The organism is Plectonema radiosum NIES-515 (genome assembly GCF_025753815.1).
Classification (GTDB): Bacteria; Cyanobacteriota; Cyanobacteriia; order Cyanobacteriales; family Nostocaceae; genus Hassallia; species Hassallia radiosum_A.
Genome location: NZ_JAOWRF010000387.1, coordinates 1 through 20561, shown reverse-complemented (window position 1 = coordinate 20561; position 20561 = coordinate 1). Strand labels below are relative to the sequence as shown.

12 protein-coding genes and 1 pseudogene are annotated in these 20561 nt (G+C 39.6%); 7 read left to right on the top strand and 6 right to left on the bottom strand.

What is annotated here, in order from left to right; genetic code table 11:
- Positions 1-380 (top strand): annotated as a pseudogene (locus tag OGM63_RS27180) (hypothetical protein); the annotation flags it as partial.
- A gap of 314 nt (positions 381-694) precedes the next feature.
- Positions 695-3610, top strand: coding sequence for an isoleucine--tRNA ligase (gene ileS / locus OGM63_RS27175; RefSeq protein ID WP_263748842.1), 2916 nt, complete (start codon positions 695-697; stop codon positions 3608-3610).
- A 498-nt stretch (positions 3611-4108) separates the two neighbouring features.
- Here the strand turns inward: ileS and OGM63_RS27170 are convergent, their stop codons facing one another.
- Positions 4109-4993 carry a ParA family protein gene (locus tag OGM63_RS27170; RefSeq protein WP_263748841.1) on the bottom strand — a complete coding sequence of 295 codons (885 nt, stop codon included), beginning with the start codon at positions 4991-4993 and terminating at the stop codon, positions 4109-4111.
- Positions 4994-5393: 400 nt separating this feature from the next.
- On the opposite strand from OGM63_RS27170, the gene OGM63_RS27165 reads away from it, so the two are divergent.
- The 3 genes from OGM63_RS27165 (at position 5394) to OGM63_RS27155 (ending at position 8637) form a co-directional block, all read left to right on the top strand.
- On the top strand, positions 5394-6899 hold the full coding sequence (locus OGM63_RS27165; RefSeq protein ID WP_263748840.1) for an AAA family ATPase: 1506 nt from the start codon (positions 5394-5396) through the stop codon (positions 6897-6899).
- 4 nt (positions 6900-6903) lie between these two features.
- On the top strand, positions 6904-7806 hold the full coding sequence (locus OGM63_RS27160; protein ID WP_263748839.1) for a hypothetical protein: 903 nt from the start codon (positions 6904-6906) through the stop codon (positions 7804-7806).
- 150 nt (positions 7807-7956) lie between these two features.
- Positions 7957-8637 carry a hypothetical protein gene (locus tag OGM63_RS27155; RefSeq protein WP_263748838.1) on the top strand — a complete coding sequence of 227 codons (681 nt, stop codon included), beginning with the start codon at positions 7957-7959 and terminating at the stop codon, positions 8635-8637.
- Positions 8638-8941: 304 nt separating this feature from the next.
- Here the strand turns inward: OGM63_RS27155 and OGM63_RS27150 are convergent, their stop codons facing one another.
- From OGM63_RS27150 to OGM63_RS27135, 4 genes are all read right to left on the bottom strand, one after another.
- Positions 8942-11527: a DNA translocase FtsK gene (locus OGM63_RS27150; protein WP_263748837.1), complete on the bottom strand. Its 2586-nt coding sequence runs from the start codon at positions 11525-11527 to the stop codon at positions 8942-8944.
- A 32-nt stretch (positions 11528-11559) separates the two neighbouring features.
- On the bottom strand, positions 11560-13596 hold the full coding sequence (locus tag OGM63_RS27145) for an AAA family ATPase (RefSeq protein ID WP_263748836.1): 2037 nt from the start codon (positions 13594-13596) through the stop codon (positions 11560-11562).
- A 55-nt stretch (positions 13597-13651) separates the two neighbouring features.
- On the bottom strand, positions 13652-14503 hold the full coding sequence (locus OGM63_RS27140) for a transcription factor RcaD (RefSeq protein WP_263748835.1): 852 nt from the start codon (positions 14501-14503) through the stop codon (positions 13652-13654).
- 165 nt (positions 14504-14668) lie between these two features.
- Positions 14669-15616: a glycosyltransferase family 2 protein gene (locus OGM63_RS27135; protein WP_263748834.1), complete on the bottom strand. Its 948-nt coding sequence runs from the start codon at positions 15614-15616 to the stop codon at positions 14669-14671.
- Positions 15617-15901: 285 nt separating this feature from the next.
- Here OGM63_RS27135 and OGM63_RS27130 point away from each other — a divergent pair, with 285 nt between their 5' ends.
- Both OGM63_RS27130 and OGM63_RS27125 read left to right on the top strand, forming a co-directional pair.
- Positions 15902-17125, top strand: coding sequence for a glycosyltransferase family 4 protein (locus OGM63_RS27130; RefSeq protein WP_263748833.1), 1224 nt, complete (start codon positions 15902-15904; stop codon positions 17123-17125).
- Positions 17126-17483: 358 nt separating this feature from the next.
- The gene (locus OGM63_RS27125) at positions 17484-20009 is read left to right on the top strand and encodes a hypothetical protein (protein ID WP_263748831.1); all 2526 of its coding nucleotides are present in this window, start codon (positions 17484-17486) and stop codon (positions 20007-20009) included.
- Positions 20010-20155: 146 nt separating this feature from the next.
- On the opposite strand, the gene OGM63_RS27120 is transcribed toward OGM63_RS27125, so the two are convergent.
- The gene (locus tag OGM63_RS27120; protein ID WP_263748830.1) at positions 20156-20347 is read right to left on the bottom strand and encodes a hypothetical protein; all 192 of its coding nucleotides are present in this window, start codon (positions 20345-20347) and stop codon (positions 20156-20158) included.
- Between the last annotated feature and the right edge of the window lie 214 nt (positions 20348-20561).

Genomic DNA, 20561 nt, shown 5'->3' with positions numbered 1-20561 from the left:
CTCCCACAAGTTCTGACATCACTACTGAACTTGCTGTAACCACTCCCACAAGTTCTGACATCACTACTGAACTTGCTGTAACCACTCCCACAAGTTCTGACATCACTACTGAACTTGCTGTAACCACTCCCACAAGTTCTGACATCACTACTGAACTTGCTGTAACCACAGACACTGAAGCAAAAAGCGAAACTGTACCCGAAGCAATTCCTCCTCACCCTCCATCACCCGAATTAGTAAAAGCTGCAAAAGAAGCTGCTGCCACTGAAGAAGCTGCTGTTGCGGAATTAGCAAAAATTCCGGTTGAGGAAATTGCTCCCGATGCCGTACTTGCTCCCCCAGCAGAAGAACCGACAGATACGCAACTACCAAGGAATTAGATAATTTGTAGAGACGCGAAATTTCGCGTCTCTACAAGAAGCGCTGAAGCGCTTACTACAAAATGCGTTACAATATACTACAGACGCAGTGTACAACTTACTCTCAAACCTAACCCCCAGCCCCTTCCCTACCAGGGAAGGGGGGCAAGAATCAAAGCCTAAGACCTTGTAGGATAAAGATGTAGAGACGTAGCAATGCTACGTCTCTAGGGGTTCTGGGTAGCGCATAATTAATTTCCACGACGTTTGTCTATTAGAAATTCTCATGGATAATAGTGAGAATCAAACTTTATTATTCTTTGAAAATCAGCACCGTGACAGAAACTGGAAGCTACAAAGAGACTGTAAACCTGCCCAAAACTAACTTTGATATGCGGGCAAACGCTGTGAAGCGTGAACCGGAAATCCAAAAATTTTGGTCAGAAAACAAAATTTACGATCGCCTGTCTCAAGAAAACCCAGGCGAATTATTTATACTGCATGATGGACCACCCTACGCTAATGGTTCGCTGCATATTGGACATGCTTTAAATAAAATTCTCAAAGACATTATTAACCGCTACCAACTACTACGCGGACGTAAAGTTCGCTACGTTCCAGGTTGGGATTGTCACGGATTGCCGATTGAATTGAAAGTTTTGCAGAATATGAAGTCGGCAGAACGACAAAATTTGACACCTTTACAACTGCGACAAAAAGCGAAAGAATTTGCTTTAGCTGCGGTAGATGACCAACGTAACAATTTTAAAACTTACGGTGTTTGGGGCGATTGGGATCATCCTTATCTAACAATGATGCCGGAATACGAAGCGGCGCAAATCGGTGTCTTCGGTGAGATGATGTTAAAAGGCTACATCTATCGCGGTTTAAAACCAGTTCACTGGAGTCCCAGTTCTCAAACCGCTTTGGCTGAAGCTGAGTTGGAATATCCAGAAGGTCACACCTCCCGGAGTATCTACGCTGCTTTCAAGATGGTGAGTCTGTCGGATGGGGTGAAAGCTGCGCTGGGTGAGTTTTTACCAGAATTGGGTGTGGCTATCTGGACGACGACACCTTGGACTATTCCGGGGAATTTAGCGGTTGCGTTAAATCCTGACCTCAATTATGCGGTGGTGGAAGTCTCACGCCAAGACGCAGAGACGCAAAGTAATATTGGCGACTTTGCGCCTTTGCGTGAGGTAAATTTCAAATACCTCATCGTAGCTGAGGATTTGGTGGAACGTTTATCGGCAACTTTGGGAAATGAGTTGACGGTGAAAGCCACGGTGAAAGGGAAAGATTTAGAACATTCTACTTACCGACATCCGCTATACGATCGCCTAAGTCCGATTGTGATTGGTGGTGATTATGTAACTACTGAGTCGGGTACTGGTTTGGTACATACTGCACCTGGTCACGGTCAAGAAGACTACATTGTGGGTCAGCGTTACGGTTTGGCTATTCTCGCGCCGGTTGATGATTATGGTAATTTTACCTCGGAAGCGGGACAGTTTGCTGGGTTGAATGTTCTGGGTGATGGAAATCAAGCGGTGATTTCTGCTTTGACGGAAGCGGGTTCTTTGTTGAAGGAGGAAGCGTATCAGCATAAATATCCTTACGATTGGAGGACGAAAAAGCCGACGATTTTCCGCGCTACTGAACAATGGTTTGCTTCAGTGGAGGGATTTAGAGAAGAAGCTTTGAGTGCGATCGCTTCGGTAAAATGGATTCCCGCACAAGGAGAAAATCGCATCACCCCAATGGTTGCGGAACGTTCTGATTGGTGTATTTCGCGTCAGCGCAGTTGGGGTGTACCAATTCCCGTTTTTTATGATGAAGCAACTGGGGAACCATTGCTGAATGCGGAAACTATCTCTCACGTTCAAGCGATCGTTGCTGAAAAAGGTTCCGATGTTTGGTGGGAACTGTCGGTAGAGGAATTATTGCCAGAACAGTATCGCCACAACGGTAAATCTTACCGTAAAGGTACTGATACAATGGATGTCTGGTTTGATTCTGGCTCATCTTGGGCTGCTGTTGCCAAGCAGCGTCCAGAATTGCGCTACCCTGCTGATATCTATCTGGAAGGTTCCGACCAACATCGCGGTTGGTTTCAGTCAAGTTTGCTTACCAGTGTCGCGGTTAATGGCATTGCACCTTACAAAACTGTGTTGACTCACGGTTTTACGTTGGACGAACAAGGACGCAAGCAGAGTAAATCTCTGGGCAATGTGATTGATCCAGCAGTCATTATCAAAGGTGGAAAAAATCAAAAAGAAGAACCACCATTAGGTGCTGACATTTTGCGTTTGTGGGTGTCGTCGGTAGACTATACCTCTGACCAGCGGATTGGGAAAAATACCCTCAAGCAACTTGCTGATGTGCGGCAAAAGATTCGCAATACGGCACGGTTTTTGTTGGGGAATTTGCACGATTTTGACCCGGAGAAAGATGCAGTACCCTTTGAGGAATTGCCAGAACTTGACCGTTACATGCTGCACCGGATGACGGAAGTGTTTAAGGAGGTGACGGAAGCGTTTGATAGTTTCCAATTCTTCCGCTTTTTCCAAACGGTGCAGAATTTCTGTGTGGTGGATTTATCCAACTTTTATTTGGATGCTGCCAAAGATAGATTGTACATCAGTGCAAGTGATGCTTTCCGGCGTCGCAGTTGTCAAACGGTGTTGCAGGTAGCTTTGGAAAATTTAGCACGAGCGATCGCACCCGTATTATGTCACATGGCAGAAGACATCTGGCAATATCTCCCTTACAAAACGCCTTATAAATCGGTGTTTGAAGCCGGTTGGGTGCAAGTAGACGAAAAGTGGCATAATTCAGAATTGGCTACTGTTTGGCAACAAATTCGCCAAATTCGCACTGATGTAAATAAGGTGTTAGATACTGCCAGAATGGAAAAGATGATTGGCGCTCCTTTGGAAGCAAAAATCATGCTATATGTGGCTTCGGAGCAATTGCGTACTTCAGTAAAAGCACTGAATTCTGATGTTGGTAACGGTGTAGATGAACTACGCTATTTATTTATCACTTCCCAGGTGGAAGTGTTGGATACTCCCGAAGCATTGCAACAGTTGAAATACAACTTGCAATCTGATGCATGGGGAATTGGGGTAGTGGATGCAGAGGGTGAAAAGTGCGATCGCTGCTGGAACTATTCCACTCATGTGGGAGAATCAACAGAGCATCCTTTAATTTGCGATCGGTGTGTTGCAGCCTTAGCTGGGAAATTTTAATACCCGACGATTAAAGTCGCGGCTACAAGAACAAAGCCCGCCTACGCGGGCTAACAGGTAGTCAAACCGATAGCCCACCTGGGATTTAAATCCCAGGCTAACAGATCAAGTCGTCTCAAGACGACTCATAAATTCCGGATTTACCTATCAGCTTTGTTTTTCAACGTCAATATGTGATTTCATTGAGAGAAAGTTGAACCAAAAATCCGTTTCTAGGGATGTTTTGCCTAAATTATGAAATTATTTGAGTCTACTTTAGTAGACTTGTGCTATTAGCCTTAGAATTTATTCTAAGGCGGGATAGCGGCATTATTCCAGGATTTTGAAATATGGCGGGCTAATATGAAATTATTTGAGTCTACTTTAGTAGACTTGCGCTATTAGCCTTAGAATTTATTCTAAGGCGGGATAGCGGCATTATTCCAGGATTTTGAAATATGTTGGTAATAAGAAGCCCTAGAAGGGTGAGGGCATAGATTTATGCATCTAACTCCTAATTTACAACTTTTGCAACAACTCCTGAGTTAGCTGCATAAACGCTTTAGAACCCGCAGAGTTGGGATTACTTAAAACAACCGGCATAAAACTATCAACAGCTTTCGCAACATTTATATCAACAGGAATCTGCGTCTTACAAATTTTTTCCACACCAAAATCTTCAACTACGCGGTGCATTACTTGTTTGTAATATCTGCCATTCAAAATGTTGCTACTCAACATACTAAAGACAATTCCTAACATTTTGATATCAATCTTTGCCTCATGTTCGTGACTGTCTTTTAATTTAGCAATGCGTCTTTCTAACAGTTGAATACCCACCACAGATAAAGGTTCTGGTTTAGCAGGTAGTACATAGAAATCGCTACAAGCTAAAGCGCTACGAGTCAATAGATTATAGCCAGGGGCACAATCCAAAAGGATAAAATCATATTCTTGCCGCACTGGTTCTAAAATTTTCCCCACCAAGACTCTTTCAAAGCGATTCCAAATAGTTTCAAAGTCTTGTTCTCCTAAAGTAACTGCTTGTTGATGTAGCATTTCGGAAATGACAAATTCATCATACAAGTCAATATCTCCGGGTAAGATATCGAGATTTGGAAGATTACAAACGTCGGACTGAATAATATCGTAAATCGTCTGTTTTGGGTTTGGCTGTGGATTAATAATTTGGTCTATCAGATATCTAAATGTCCGTGATAGTTTGCGACGTTTGGCAAACTCCAGTGGTGACATCAGACTGAGTGTAGCGCTAATTTGACTATCTAAATCTAGGACAAGTACCCGTTTGCCATGATTTTTCGCTAAACAAGTAGCCAAATTAACTGTGAGGGTGGTTTTGCCCACACCACCTTTCATATTTGCGGTTGCGATTACATATCCCATTAGTTAAGTCCTCTATAAGGCATTTTTATTTAGGTAGCGTACACGTCTAGTTATCAATTGAAAATTTTTGCATAATTTAAGATTTGGCAACATCCCAAAAAGCGATTTTGGCGATGTTTACGACCTTAAAGCAGTCAGATTATAGCAGTGAGGGGTGCATTGTTGGCGGGGAAGGGTACGTACTGCTGCTATATTCACCTCGTACCTAACCTGTCAATCGCATTAGACATCTCCAGAAATTAATTATACGTTCCCCCAAACCCTTGTAGAGACGTTCCGGCGGAACGTCTCTACGTCTTTTCTGGAGATGTCTATTTTACTCGCAGCAAAATAGAAATTTTTTACACACTGAGGAATTATGTAGATAGAATTGTATAGATGCATTCCTTGCCATGCTAGTATGACTGCCAACTATGCTTCAACTCTGCGAAACATTTTTCAAGCGATCGCTCCTCATAGTAGTGAATCAGACGTAGAAAAGAAGATTATAGCGCCACTGCTGCAAATCCTCGGTTACAGTCATACTGATTGGGAACCTCAAGCCATAGTCGGCAAATCTAAACTTGATTTTTTGGTACTTCCACCAAGTTCAGCCATACCATACGCACCTTATTTAGTAATTGAGGCTAAAGCTCCTAATAAAAACATTGCTCATAATGTTTGGCAAATTAATACATATATGCGTCAAACCTCAGCTATTCTGGGGCTTTTAACGAATGGCTATCAGTTTCGTTTACTTTATAATTACAATCAAAAACCTACGGTTCTTCTCGATTATTCTCAAAAGCAATTTATCGAAAATTTTCAATCATTTGATAAAATTTTATGTAAACAGACTTGTTTACAAGTTTATCAAGAATTATATCAAAACGAACAGCAACTACGTTTCAAATTTATCAATTCCATTTCTCAACTATTTCCAAATGAAGAGAACTTAAAATTATTCGCGAAAGACAACAATTTCGCCAACGAAAGCAAAAAAGATTTTCCAAGTGCTACAAAGCTTGAAAAAGCATCTTTAATCACTGAATCTAAGGAGGAGCGTCAAGGTATGATTATTACTGTATTTAACAATAAAGGTGGCGTGGGTAAAACCACAACAACTATTAACCTAGCTGCTGCACTCAACAAGCTAGGTAAGCGGGTACTACTGGTTGATATTGACGCTCAAGCTAATTTGACAACAGGATTAGGAATAGAACCTTTTGAAGATGTTGAAAAGCAAGGTAAAAAAGATATTAGCCATTTATTAACGGAACCAAGAACCAGCTTAGAAAATGTAGTGATTCATAAAAAATGGGATGATGTTGAACTAGACATAGTTCCATCTCACATTCGTTTAAGTTATATGGAAGCTGAACTGATTATGACACCAGATATTGATCGCGTATTGGCTAAGAAGCTTAAAAAATATCGTGATCAATATGATTATATCTTAATAGATCCACCACCTTCGTTTGGTAAAGCTAACACTATTTCACTAATGGCATCTTCAGCAGTATTGATTCCTACACAATTAGCTCCTTATCCTATTCGAGCATTAGAGTACGTGATGAAAAGAGCTATTGCAGTTGATGAATCGAAAGATGAACCTTTGCCAATTTTGGGTATCGCAGTCAGTATGTACAATAGAGCAGCAACTAAGGTTGCTTTATCTATGACTCAGCAAATTTTTGATGTGATATCAAAGAATCCTCAAAGCAAAAATGTAGATTTATTTCCTCAGGATACATGGATTCCAAACCTTACTATAATTTCAAGTACGCCTAATAAAGGATATCCAATTTGTTTTGCTGAATTTGATAACGAATTAAGCTCAAAAGATAAAGAGACTGCACAGGATGCCTTTAATTGCTATATGAAACTAGCTAAACATTTAATTTCTGTAACAAATAAAAAGGAATAGAAAAATGGATGCAGCAGAACGTCACGATCGCATTGTTGAATATTTGCGGATAAAGCCAATATCCCACGGTCAAATTTACACTTTTCAAATTGCTATACCAAAGTCGGAAGATTTAGAAATTTCTTCAGAAAGACGCGAAAATTTAGAAAGAAGTCTCACTCAACAAGGTAGTAATTTAATTCCTCTGATTGTACGTCGTACTGAAGCGTACAGCGAGGAAGAAGAATACGAAGTGGTTTACGGTGCTGATTTGTGTCATGTTGCTAAGGAACTTGACATTGAAAAGCTATGGGTTTGGGTTTTTGATATGACTGATGAGCAAGCTGTTGCTGCTAAAGAAGAAATGCAGCAATTGCTAGGTTCTTCAGATTCCAGTCCGGTAGTAGTACAACCACCTTCTGAACAAACAGAATCAAATAAACCTATACTTCAAAAGCTTGATAAATTATCTCAGCAAGTGGAAATAATTAATAAAAAGGTGGAAACTCTGACCTCACAAGTTGAGCAAGTTGCTGCATCTGTCAAAAAACTTGAAGCAAATCAAAGCAAGCAAACAAGCAATGATGATAAGTTAACAAGTCTTACTGATAAGGTTGAACAAATTGCTGATGCTATCAAAAAACTTGAGGAAAGTAAAAGCAATCAGACAACTATTGATGACAAATTAGTTCAGCAAATTAGTGAAGTTGTAAAAGAGATTGTTGAAGACTTTTTGAAGAAGCAACAAGAAATTGAACCTGTAATAAACAAGAAAACTACAACTGATAAAACTAAGACTACAGGCTATAAAGCCAAGACAAAAGACCAACTCAAAGATATTGCAAAAGAAAGAGGGATAAAAATCACATCAAGCATGACAAAAGATTCTATTATAAAAACTCTTGAACTAGCTGAAAAAAGTAATTAGGAGGGTGCGTTAACGTGCAATGCGACTAATGTAAAAAAGATTCTAAATATCTGTAATCTTCATTATTCGTCAAAAATATCCGGAAAGCAAATTGAACTAAAGGAATATCTGTTTCAGCGTCATTCTAGTAAGTTAGATTTGGGGGCTAATATGGACGAACTGGAATCAAAAATTGTTGAAATTTTGAAGCGCGGCACTCCTGTAAGAGCAGTGAAAATAGCTGATATGCTTGGAGTTGAAAGACGAGAAGTAAACCACTACTTATACTCTTCATTGAAGCATCTGGTTGTTCAAGATAGTGACTATAGATGGTCGTTTAAGACAAATCAAAGAAGTAATACTCAGAACCTTCCAACTCAACCGCAAACTCCTAAGATTCAACCATCACAACCAGCAAGGGAAGAGAATTTATATAGCTTTACCAAAAAAGAGATTCAACAAGATAGGCAATTTCAACCACGAACTCCTAAAACTCAACCATCACAACCCATAAGACAAAATAATCCTTTTGAAGTTATCAAAAAAGAACTTGCTCAAGCAACTTCAGAGGAAAAGGTAAAAATTCTAGAGAATGCTTTTAGACAAGACGGATTTACAGAACTAAAAGATGAGGAGATAAATGCTCTCCAATCAATTTTGGAACAGTCTAAACATGAACTGAGTATAGCTAATACTGCTTACACCCAAGGAAAACTCAGTTCTCGAAAAACTAATCCTTTAGCGATCGCATTCGTTTCTATTGCTTTAACTCTTGCTACACTATTCGTTATTAGTCAACTTCAATCAAACTCAACTTATCAACATACTCCAAGTATTCCGCAAAGTAAGTAATAGCGATATTTCCGTCAGATTATAGCAGTTCATAATAAGAGTGAAGTACACTCTTAAAACCTCACCCCTAACCCCTCTCCTTACGCTCGTAGAGGGGAGATAAAGCACAGCTTTATCGGGGTGAGGTAATCGCTGGTTCTCACTCTTATTAGGAAAGGCTATTAGGACTTACGCACGAGTGACGGAATAACGAACCGCAGAGGACGCAGAGTACACGGAGGAATAAGAGTTTGAGAGGTATTTTGCGTAAGTCCTAGCTATATAGCAGGTTAGGGGAATTGCTAACGGGTAGCGGCACTTTAATTTATACAGACGGCAGTTGAATGGTTGTTGCTAATAAGCTTTGTAAACGGGATAAATTATTACCAATTTGGTAAAGTAAATCACCTTTACCCAAGAGAGATGCAGCTGCTGTTTGTGTACCACCCAAAACAATTTTTGAATCTGCTTCGCTAGCAGTTCGCAAAGCAACTCTTCCGGGAAGATTTGAGCGAATTAAGGGAGTAACAACTTTGGCTTCGGGACGTTGTGTGGCAATAATTAGATGAATACCTGCGGCTCTTGCTTTAGCACCCAATCGTTTGATACTTTGTTCTAGTGCGGTGCGAATTTCTTTTTCTGCCATAAAGTCGGCATATTCATCAAAGATGCAAACAATGCGAGGTAAAAGCTGACGGGAAGGTTGATTGTAAGCATTCAAATCAGCGCACCCAGCTTTTTCAAATCGCTGATAACGCGATTCCATTTCTGCCACTAGTTCATCCATCAATTCAATAGCGCGATCGCTTTCTTTGACAATTGGTGAATACAACCACGGTATCTGCTCAAATTCGGGAAAGGTGACACGTTTGGGATCGACAAGGGCAATTTTGAGGTTTTGCGGGGAATGACGAAGCAGGAGACTGAGGAGAAGCGATCGCAAAAACTCACTCTTCCCGCTACCAGTTGTACCCCCAACCAAAAAATGACAAGTATTTGGATCTGATAAATCAGCTTCTACCAATTGCCCTTCTAAATTCACCCCAAGGGCAATTTTTACAGGTGCGGTTGAGGGCAAAAATTGATGTTGAACATACTCCTCAAACTTAGCAACTTGCCTATCTAGACGAGGCAAATCAACACTTACATATCCAGCTTGAGGAGAAATCAACGGCGGATTAGCCAACCCCATCTGTACTTGCAAATCAGCAGATAATTTCAGTAGAGAACTAACTTTAACACCTAAATGAGGTTTCAGCTTAACTCTGATGAAACTAGGAGCAACAGCCGCACCGTGGTAATCTACACCAATATTAAAAGATTGCAAAGTAGTAACTAATTCTTCACCTATAGCATCGGCATTGAATGATTGCTGATGCTTTTTTGTTGTGTGATAAATCTGTTCTTCCTGCTTATTAAAAGATTCCTCTTGTTTAGATTCTTCTACAAAGTAACTTTTACACTTTTGCTGCTGCGGACAAATTTCGCACAAATGAGGCTGGGTTGTAGTTGGTGGTGAATTAGGTAATGGTGGTTCCCAAGTCAGCCATTGCTGCATTTGTTGTAACTTATAAGGAATCAACTGATGCACTGTATTTTCTAGCTGTTCCCAAGAATAGTGATACTCTTTAAATTCTGGCAAAACACAGTAAACTGCTGAGTCAACAGCTACCTTTTTCTTTTGCCAAAGCATATAACTATAAAGAGCAACTTGGGCTAATTGCGCTGATGGATCGGCTGGCTGATAAGTTTTAAACTCTACCACACATAAGCGCTTTTTTTCAAAGTTGAAAACTAAGCAATCAAATTCTCCGGCTACTCGTTGTTGTGTCCCGTCAGCTAGATTAAAGTAATGTTCAAGCTTGCGTTCTTCAGAGACAAAAGTGTTCGCAATAACTGTTTCTGCATTGCAATAACGACGATTAATTACTAACAATTCTGCAAAGCGTCGGATTAGTCCTTGTAATCCCTGCCAAACTTTGTAAAGTGCTGGTGCTTGGCTGGGATTTTTTTTAGCTTGTTGCAGGTAAGAGGAGAACTTTATTTCATAAAAAAGCTGTTGCATACTAGATGCGATTTCCTCTACCTGCAACTGGGCTGCGGGTGGTTTAAACAACTCTTTAAATCGCGGTTCAAGAGTGGCTAACCTGACAAAATCATCTGCTAATTGATGAAATATGTTACCAATACCTATTGCGGTATCTCGTGGGATAAATAAGGTATTACCCCCAAAGTGTTGCTTCAAATAAAACAAGCGCGGACATTCAAATGCAACTCGGACTTTAGTAACATTTAAAGATGAATTTTCAGATGTTTCTGTTGATGGCTTTGAGTCATTAGATATCATATTAAAAATATTACTTACAGCATCGGGATTAGATATTTCTAATAAGCGACGATGCACAGCAGCCAGATAAACTGTATCCATTGCGGCATATTGTAGCTGCTTTTGGGTGAGAGGACGCTTTCCCCAGTCGCTTGCTTGTTCTTCTTTATCTACATGAGAAAAGTTGCAGAGTTCTCCTGCTAAGGTTTTAAGTTGTAAGTTGGTTACTTGTAATACTTCACGAGTTATTTTTCTGGCTATTTTTAAAGTACAGGTAACATTTTGTGCTAGCTGTCCCCCCAGATATTTCAAATCGAAGCTGGCATTATGAAATAGTTTTTCTATTTGAGGATTAACCATGATTTGGTTAATAAAATATGCTGCCAAATCAGGTTTATCTAAGACATCAAGAATGTAAGCATACTCACTTGTCAAGTTTGTTGGAGCAGCCAAAACCTGAATTAGCGACAATCTGGGATAGGGAGTATTCCAGTCAGCAATTTCGGTATCTAACCACAGGGTTTTAGCCAAAGCAAATTTAGCAATTTGCGCTCTAATTTCAGTAGCTTCTGTCAAATATTGCATTTGCTAAAATGTCAACTATTTTGTATTAAATATTATTTTTTAGTCACTAAACAAACTAATTGGTCTTGTGGCTTGGCTTTCGGGTCAAAATATTCTACCTTTTGCTCTTGACATAGTTCTTGAATCAAATTTTCAATTTCCGATTCCTTTACTAGAGAAAATTTTGCTTTAGTCTCTTTAATTAAAGTTGGTAATCCTATGAAACTTTGGGTTTTTACTAGATTAAACATCAAATTTTTCACTGGTTGTAAATCGTGTTTACCGTTACCATTACCATTACCATTACTTCCACCTGTTTGAGAAACAATTTTTAATTCTTGCAATAAAGTACACTTTTGCAAAATATTGCACTCGCGGGTTAAAGTTTGTAGTTCCTGCAAAGTAATGGTTTTACCTCTAAGCACCAATTCATTAGCAAGTGCAGAATTTACAAAGCTGTGGTATGTTGCCAAGTAGTGAACAGAAGTCAGATTCGGCTTGATGTGAACATGATTAGTAAATGTGAAAATTTGTCTGTATAGTTGATTGCCGACAAGTCTTGGAGTTCCTAAACTTCCAGCGCGAATTAAATACAAAGTTTGACATAGATTTTGCTGAATTGCTGTTTGGCAAGCATTCATGATATTGAAAAAGGTACCCATGTTTGGCTCTTCTGTCCAAACTACACCTATCCGTTCTCGCTTACCTGCCTGTTGATAACTCAAAGAATTATTGGCGTATGTTCCCCTGATGAGTCTAGGTTTAATTTCCTGTATTTCTAATGCCTCTAACGCTTGTTGCAACATGCGAATTAAATCGGGTGCTGCTAACAAGGTAATTTTGGTATTTTTTGCCTGAACTTTTTGATATTCCTGCTGCCATAGCAATTCAAATTCAGCTTTAATTATCTCCGAAACAGACGGCTCTATCGGCTTATTTATAAGCGATTCCTTATAATCCTGGTATATTAGTTTTCCTAGCGTCAAAAAATCGCGGGGTGTAGCTTTGCGGCTGAGAAACACGTTTTCTAACACCTGACGACTTAACGGATCAATTGGGGAAGTAGGTTTAGGGTTAGCTTGATTGTGCAGGGGATAGAGTCGAGTAGCTAAGAGGGCTTCGCCTTGTTCCAGCGTGATACGTTTTAGTGGAATTCTGATAGTAGCTCTATCTATGTCAGACGGGTGAACTCGCTTAGAATTGTTATACCAGTTCTCTGTCCTGATGCTGATGATAATCAGGAAATTTTTCCACTTCCCGTTATAAATCGTAGAGTTGACATTGAATAAAGCTTGTAGATCAAGAGAGCCATCTGGTAAACGAGCAATGTTATCTAGCTGATCGAAACACAACACAATCGGCTGAGTTTTCGCAGAAATTTTGCTAAAGTTGCCTAAGATACCCTGCGCTTTGTCTTCATCATCAATTGATTGCCTAACTCTTAACTTTTTCAGACTATCTTCATCTAAATCATCTCCTTTCAACCATTCACAAGCTAAAAAGTACAAATCTGGATTAGTCAGGTCATAAAGAACCCCAAAAAATTCATTAGCATTATAAATTCCTGTGGTGCCAATGGTTTTTCTAAGAATATCAATGAATACTTGGCGATCGCCTTCAGCGTCTGTTTTCCCAAAAAAGCCTTTAATTTTAGCAATAAATTTTTGCTGATCGCTTTTTAACTGCTTCTGAATCGTAGAAAAGCAGCTTTTGAGCCAAAGGATTAATTGAGAATCTGCTTGTCCGGCTGGAGCATTAACCAGGCTATCAACAGTATGACGTAAGACGTGCCGCCAGATATGCTCACTTTGAGAAAATGGCTCAATGTAAACGAAAAAAGCTTGATTGTTTAGCTGTTTTTTCAGATGACCTAAGAAGTGAGTCTTTCCCGAACCACCGTCACCATAGAGAATTAAACTACGGGTTTGATGGTCTTGGGAAATCTGTGCTATTACACTTTGAATTTGGATTAATTCCTTTTGATGAATAGATTCAACTGTAGTGGGTGGCTGCTCTTCCCAAAAGTTACCTGCTGCCGAGTTATCAAATGGGTTAAACGATTGTTTAATAAGTTCGTCAATTTCTGCCATGCTAAAATACCTGCTAAAAATGAAAGTTGCTTGCTCGTAATTTAGATGTAAATTTTTAGATTGCTATGATGAAAAACAACGAACCACCGCTAAATTGGGGAATTCCCGCGTCAACTTGCTCAGGTGTATAATCACCTGGTTCTGCCAACTTACTTAATTCAATTTGATCGCTTTCTTCTAGACGATAAAGCGCTTTATCTAATTCTTCCCGTGAAAGCGGAGGTTGTAACTTTTGCCGCAGATGAAATATTGGCAAATAATTGTCACTACCCAGTTCCCGATCTAATTTCTGGATAGTTTGTAAAATTTCTTCATCAGTGAGATTAATAATTGTTACAGCAGCAGACTCTACACTGATAGGTGCTGAAGTAGATACTGGTTCTGGCTTATCGCGCAAAGTTTTCCGCAAAAAGCGCAGATAATTACTCAGTAGCTCTAAGCTGATGACAGGGTTAGAGCCTTTGTTAGGACTGTAATCATCCCGCAAATATTCAATTCCGCGTTCAGTCAGCCAAACCTCAGCTTTACTCTTTTTGATTTTGAGTTCAGCTTCAATTAATCCGCGATCGCTTAAACTTTTCAAAATCGCGTCTCGTTCAGCAGCTTTAGGTGAGGTGATTTCGCTGGGGGTGATTTTTCCCGAAGCTTTACTTATCTTCTCCAGCACCTTCAGTTCTTTGTCTGCGATCGCCACTTTTGTCGGCTCTTGCAGTAAAGCTCTACCTGGTGGTAAAATCTTGACTGCGGCAATCTCGCGGGAATAATCTACTAATTCGCGATCGCCTAAATTTTGACAAATCTTATTCTTGTCTTTTTTAAAGCTGTCAAAAGTGCGATCAGTATAGCTTGCACGATAATCGGCACATCCCAACAACTTTAGTAAGAATTTTAACTGGTTAGTTTCCATGCGGGTAATATTACCTAAATCTGAATCAGCACTACTCTAGCTCGAACCGCAACAATTTACACATTCTTTTATCCTAGCCAGAATTAGTGCGAACAGGCATTGAGCGATCGCAAATCAGGTAGTTTTTTGTACCCTACTTCAGGCTGCTACGAGTGCGCGATCGCATCATCCCCGCACACTCCGCACCAACTCAAAAGCCTTACCCCGCAACCCAACCGGCAACATAGACAACCCCAACCCAGTCCAAGCCTTAGTAATAGAAAAAGACTTTCCTGCTAAAACTAACTCTCTTCCTTTTTGCGTTTCACCTGTTTCAATCAAGCGCAAACCTAACAATAACTGCGTTTCATAAAGCTTATTTTGCCTAAATTTTTCCAACTTTTCTGAATCAAATTTATAATTTTCCAAATATAGTATTTTATCAGTTAAATAACGAATTCCCCGATTAATACCTTGCTGTTCGGCATGTACGCGATATTCCATTAACAATTCTGGTAAATAATAGCCTTTTTTCCCAGCCAAAGCTAACCGCAAAAATAAATCATTATCCTCACAGTTTTGCATATTGGGCAACATATATCCCAATTCTTGCAAAGTTTGGCGACGAAATAAACTTGCACCTATTTGAAAGCTTTGTTTAACAAACACAACTTCCAACAAATTATCGACAACACCCTCTGATAAACTTTTTCTTCCCCAGAAACGAGAATTTTCTTGAGTTTTCGCTTCATCCCTAACATTATTAATATCAATTATCCAGTGGTCAGTACCTACAAAAGTAATACTGGAATCTTTATCAAGAATTGCGACAGTACGCGCTAAAAAATCTGGATTTAGCCTATCATCATCATCAAATTTAATAAAATATTCGCCTGTTGCAGCTTCAAAGCCAGAGCGCATATTATTGCTTTTACCAATATTTTGCGGATGACGAATATATTTAATCCGGCTATCTGTATACTGTGACATCAACTCAGGTGTGCTATCAACAGAACCGTCATCACAGATAATTAATTCAAAGTCTTGATAAGACTGCTTGAGTACACTTTCAATTGCGAAAGGCAGTAAATTAACTCGATTAAAAGTGGGAATGGAAACAGTAACTTTAGGCATATTTTATAAAATTAATATTGACGACAGTAAAAATACTGATTTTGAATTTGCTTTCCTCATCCCATTATTAGCCCACGTAGGTGGGCTTTGTTTGTATAGCCCCAGGCTTCTAGCCTGAGGGTGATAAAGCGCAACTTCACACAGAATTGGTATCAGTATTTTCTTCAGGTTAGAAATAGCTGACAACAATTATATCGGTATAATTCTGATGACATAAACTATTGACTCAGGTCATTGTATATATATCATCCCTGTACTTGGTATTATTCCCAATTGCCAGCTTTTATGAACATTTTAATGCTATCTTCCACATTTCCCTATCCACCAACACGGGGGGGAACCCAGGTAAGGACGTTTAATTTACTCAAGTATCTCAGTCAAGGTCATGCTATTACTTTAGTGACCCAACGCGATCGCTATGTCACAGATGCAGAAATAGCCGGATTGCGCGATCGCGTCGATAATCTCGTCGTTTTTGACCGCCCCGCCGATTCTGACACCGGCACAGGTATACTAAAAAAAATCCAGCGTTTCAATACTTTTCTAAATCAGGGTACACCTCCGAGTGTCTTAAACCGCTACTCAGTTGAAATGCAAAACTGGATTGATAACTTTGTACAAGCAGGGAAATGTGATGTAATTACCTGCGAACATAGTGTTAATGAAATTTATATCCGTCCTCAATTTCAGAAACAGGTACGCACTTTAGTTGATGTTCATAGTTCTGTTTACGGCACTTGTCTTAACCAACTAGAAAATGGCATTTCTGAAAATAAACTCAGAGACAAAATTAATTTACCGCTCTTGCGTCGTTATGAACAAAATTACTGTTCAAAGTTTTCGGTAATTGTAGCGACAACTGAAGAAGATAAAATTCAATTACAAGAATTTGCACCAAACACAGAAATTCAAGTTATTCCTAACGGTGTAGATTTAGTTTCTTTCCCTAACCGCAGCAAAGATTCGGGGGGACAGCGCTTAATTTTTATTGGTGCAATGGATAACTTACCAAACATTGATGCTGTTTGCTTTTTTAGTAACGAAGTTTTGCCAGAAATTCAAAAACGTTATCCAAATACAACTTTTGATATTGTCGGTTCCCATCCGACAGCAGAAGTTTTAGCACTGAAGGATAAACCAGGAATTACTGTCACTGGGCGCGTGCCTTCGATGGTAGAATACTTACATAAAGCCACAGTCTGCGTTGTGTCGATGCGGACGGGGTTTGGCATTAAAAATAAAACTTTAGAAGCAATGGCAGCAGGTGTGCCGATAGTGGCAAGCGATCGCGGTTTAGAAGGGCTATCCGTAGATGGTTCCAGTGTACCATTACGCGCATTACGGGCAAATAACCCAGCAGAATACGTCACCGCTATTAGTCAATTATTTGATAGTCCACAACTGCGAAACGAATTATCTCGCAATGCTAGACAACTAGTAGAAACCGAATTCACTTGGGAAAGTGCCGGTAAACTTTATGAGCAAGTTTGTCTTGGGAGTAATGAGTAATCGACGGAATTTAAATATGCATTATCCAAAACGCTTGTAGAGACGCGAAATTTCGCGTCTCTACTTTTCTCTACACAGTCTCTCAAGGGGTGAGTGTATTCAAAATTTTCTGGTTATGAGGAAATTTACTGAACTTCTCCAAAATCAGACTAAGAAATTTCTGGGCAAATGTAGAGACGCGAAATTTCGCGTCTCTACTTTTCTCAAGGGGTGAGTGTATTCAAAATTTTCTGGTTATGAGGAAATTTACTGAACTTCTCCAAAATCAGACTAAGAAATTTCTGGGCAAATTCAAATAAAGACGAGTATAAAAGGAAAAATACTTGGCATAAATGCCGATTAGATTTACTGAACGAACATGGCAAACCGCACGCAAAAGCTGACACCAAAACCTTCTAAACCTAACGTGCAAAATGCAGATACGATGAAACGCATTGTTAAAAAAATGCCGAAAAAGCCGGTTAAGTTTGTGCGACGAGAACCGAAACCGCTGAAAACTTCTTTAAAAAATAAAAGTTGGCTATCGTCAATGTTAGCTGTTGGGATTTTGTCGGGTAGTGCTGCTTTAATTGGGCTTTTTGTTTGGATTAGCCTTATTTTCATACTCAATCCCGAAAAATTAAGCTGGCTGAATAATGTTTTACCAGAATGGGCAAAAATCTCTAGGCAACAACAACACCTGCAAACTCTTTCACAAATTAAACTAAATCTGAAAAAGCAGGGACAAATAGCGGGGGAAATTTTACCTTTAGATGGTGATGTAGAAAATTCTTTTTTACTGCCTATTTTCAAACAACGGGGAAATTGTCAATCAGATTGTAAATACATTGTTGAACTTAGAGTTTATCAGTCACAAGATACAGAGACACAATCTTCGAGAGAAAAATACTATAATTTAGCAACTCAATTACCTGTAGCTGGACCTGAAGAATCTTTTGTAATTGCCCCTTTGGTTGATGCAACATCGGAAAATCAAGGTTCTAGTATTTCTTTACCTTTAAATGAAGTTAAACGTTTTGAAGGCAATATATCATCTGGAATTTGGTTTTATTGCAAAGGACAACGCATTGAAGGAACAAGTGCGATCGCTTACGGTCACATTCTCCATTACAATCCAGAACGTAGTAACTTACAACTGATGTTGTCTTGGACAAGTCCTAACGGACAATTACCCAAATGGCAGGAGGTTACTAATAATGGGACAAAAGAGTTAATCGTTGAGCAAACTGTTGGTTTAGAACCGCAGTTACGAGTTTATCAAGTTCAACCGGCAAACTCGTTTCTCAACCCAATTCAATTAGAAGAAATTTCTCTAAAACCTCCGCAACTGAACAATTCAGCTTACCAAGATGCTATGTCAATTGCCCGCAGCGGACTTTGGACACCAGCTTTTGAATGGTTGCAATTTATTAAGAAACAGCACCAAGAAAAAATGCCGACGGCAGCGCAAGCGCAAATTGATTTGATTCGCTTGCATTCTCAACTTACCAAAATTCAAGCTGATAAAAGTTGGGCTTCTCCCAGTCAACAAGTGTTAGCAGATTTGATTGATGGTCGCTGGGAAAAAGCTTTACAGGTGTTTGAGGCATCCCCACAAAATGCCCAAGAAATTGCGACTTTATTGAAAGCTGATGAAGGACGGTTGTGGAATCGCACAGAAGCTGCTTTGCAAGTTAATTCTAATAGACCGGAGGTGCAAGCTTGGGCAGCTTTGATTTTAGCAGCTGGCAAAGGGCAAAATCGGGCGAATTCCTGGTTGAAAGAAGCCAAAATCACACCAGATAATTTGACGCACATTCAAAGTTTGTTGAGACAACTTAATGGTGAGGTGACACCGGTTCCGTCTACTCACCCCAGTCGAATTATTGGTTCGGTACAGCCAATTTCTTCTATTAACTCTGCGGAGTGGTTGCAACCGAACCCTGTAGAGACGCGAAATTTCGCGTCTTTACACAGAAATTCCTCTGTAGAGACGCCAAATTCCTCTGTAGAGACGCCAAATTTATCTGTAGAGACGCCAAATTTATCTGTAGAGACGCCAAATTTATCTGTAGAGACGTTACATGTAACGTCTCTACAAAAAGCAAATAATCAATGGTATCAAGTGGAGGTGAGTGCATTTCATGACGGTAAACGCTGGGTAAATTCACCTTTTGCAAATTTGAGCTTACCGAAAACTTCCCCAGAGAAATTTCTTTGGTCAACTTTGGGTATAAACTCCGATGCGAAAATTCAGATAGTTGTCTGGCTAGCAAACGGAGAACAGCAAACAACCACTGCTACTATCAAAGGAGTGCAACTGCGAGATGGGGTTTTACGGCTATTAGCTGCTGGACAAGTAATTCCTCAAAGCAGCAATTTCGCTTTGCAACCGCATCCTTTAGCTTTGACAAACGCAGCTTTGGAATGGGTGCAACCATCACCGATAACTCTCGAACAATTGGAACAACAAGATCCACAACGAGTAAAGACAATATTACCGACTATTTGGCGATCGCTTCAACAATCGGGTAATCTGCCGGCTGGTACTATTCCTAACTTGCAGCAAATGCAACAAAAATTAGGCTATTGGCCCATTCAACAAATTGACTTAACAGGTAATAATAAACCCGAAACTGTACTGACTATTTCGGCAGACGCAATGGCAGCTTTGAATCAGCCAGCACCTAAAATTAAGGAACAAGACAAAAATTTATCTCGTCCGCGTACCCTCATCTTGTCAGACAACGGTAAACTAATTTATACTGACTTCAGTAAAAACTCTCAACAAATTTTGACAGCGATCGCCAAAATTTCAGACAGTACATCTTTAGCTTTACTCGTTGAAAATGGCGATCGCTATAGCCTTAAGCGCTGGAGAGAAAATCATCAGCGCTTTGAATAGCAATTACTTTGCAGTCCATTCTGGCTAGAAAAATGCTGGGAATGTGCCAATTTGAAAAAATTTCAGCTTCTTAAATTGTTTTGGTTTATTCCTTTGATCAGGTCAGTTTATTTATTGACCTTGGGTTTCAGCCAAAATTGAGGCAATTATTCCTCTACTTCAGTAGCTGCGATTCGTTGCTGCTTTAGGCTTTGCAGGTGCTCCAAGAGAGAATCTACCTCTACTTGCAATTTTCTAAACTTTGCTTGCTGATCGTCTTGATAAAAAGCCTTGGTTAAGCGGGTTGCCCAGGTGCTTTGGGACATGCGATCGTCAACACTAGATGAACAAGTTGTCATAGCTAAACGAGATCCTAAACTCAACTCACACAATCAGAGATATTATAATAAGTCAATTTTAAGCTTTGTTAAATGATTAAAAACTTTCAATCACTTAAGCTAATGAATCAAAGCCTTTTTCATAAGAGACTGCGAACAAAGCTCATTTGTTCCAAAAAAATTATACATTGATTTGAAAAAAGGTCATTGGGCAGAAGACAAGGAGAAAATTGTT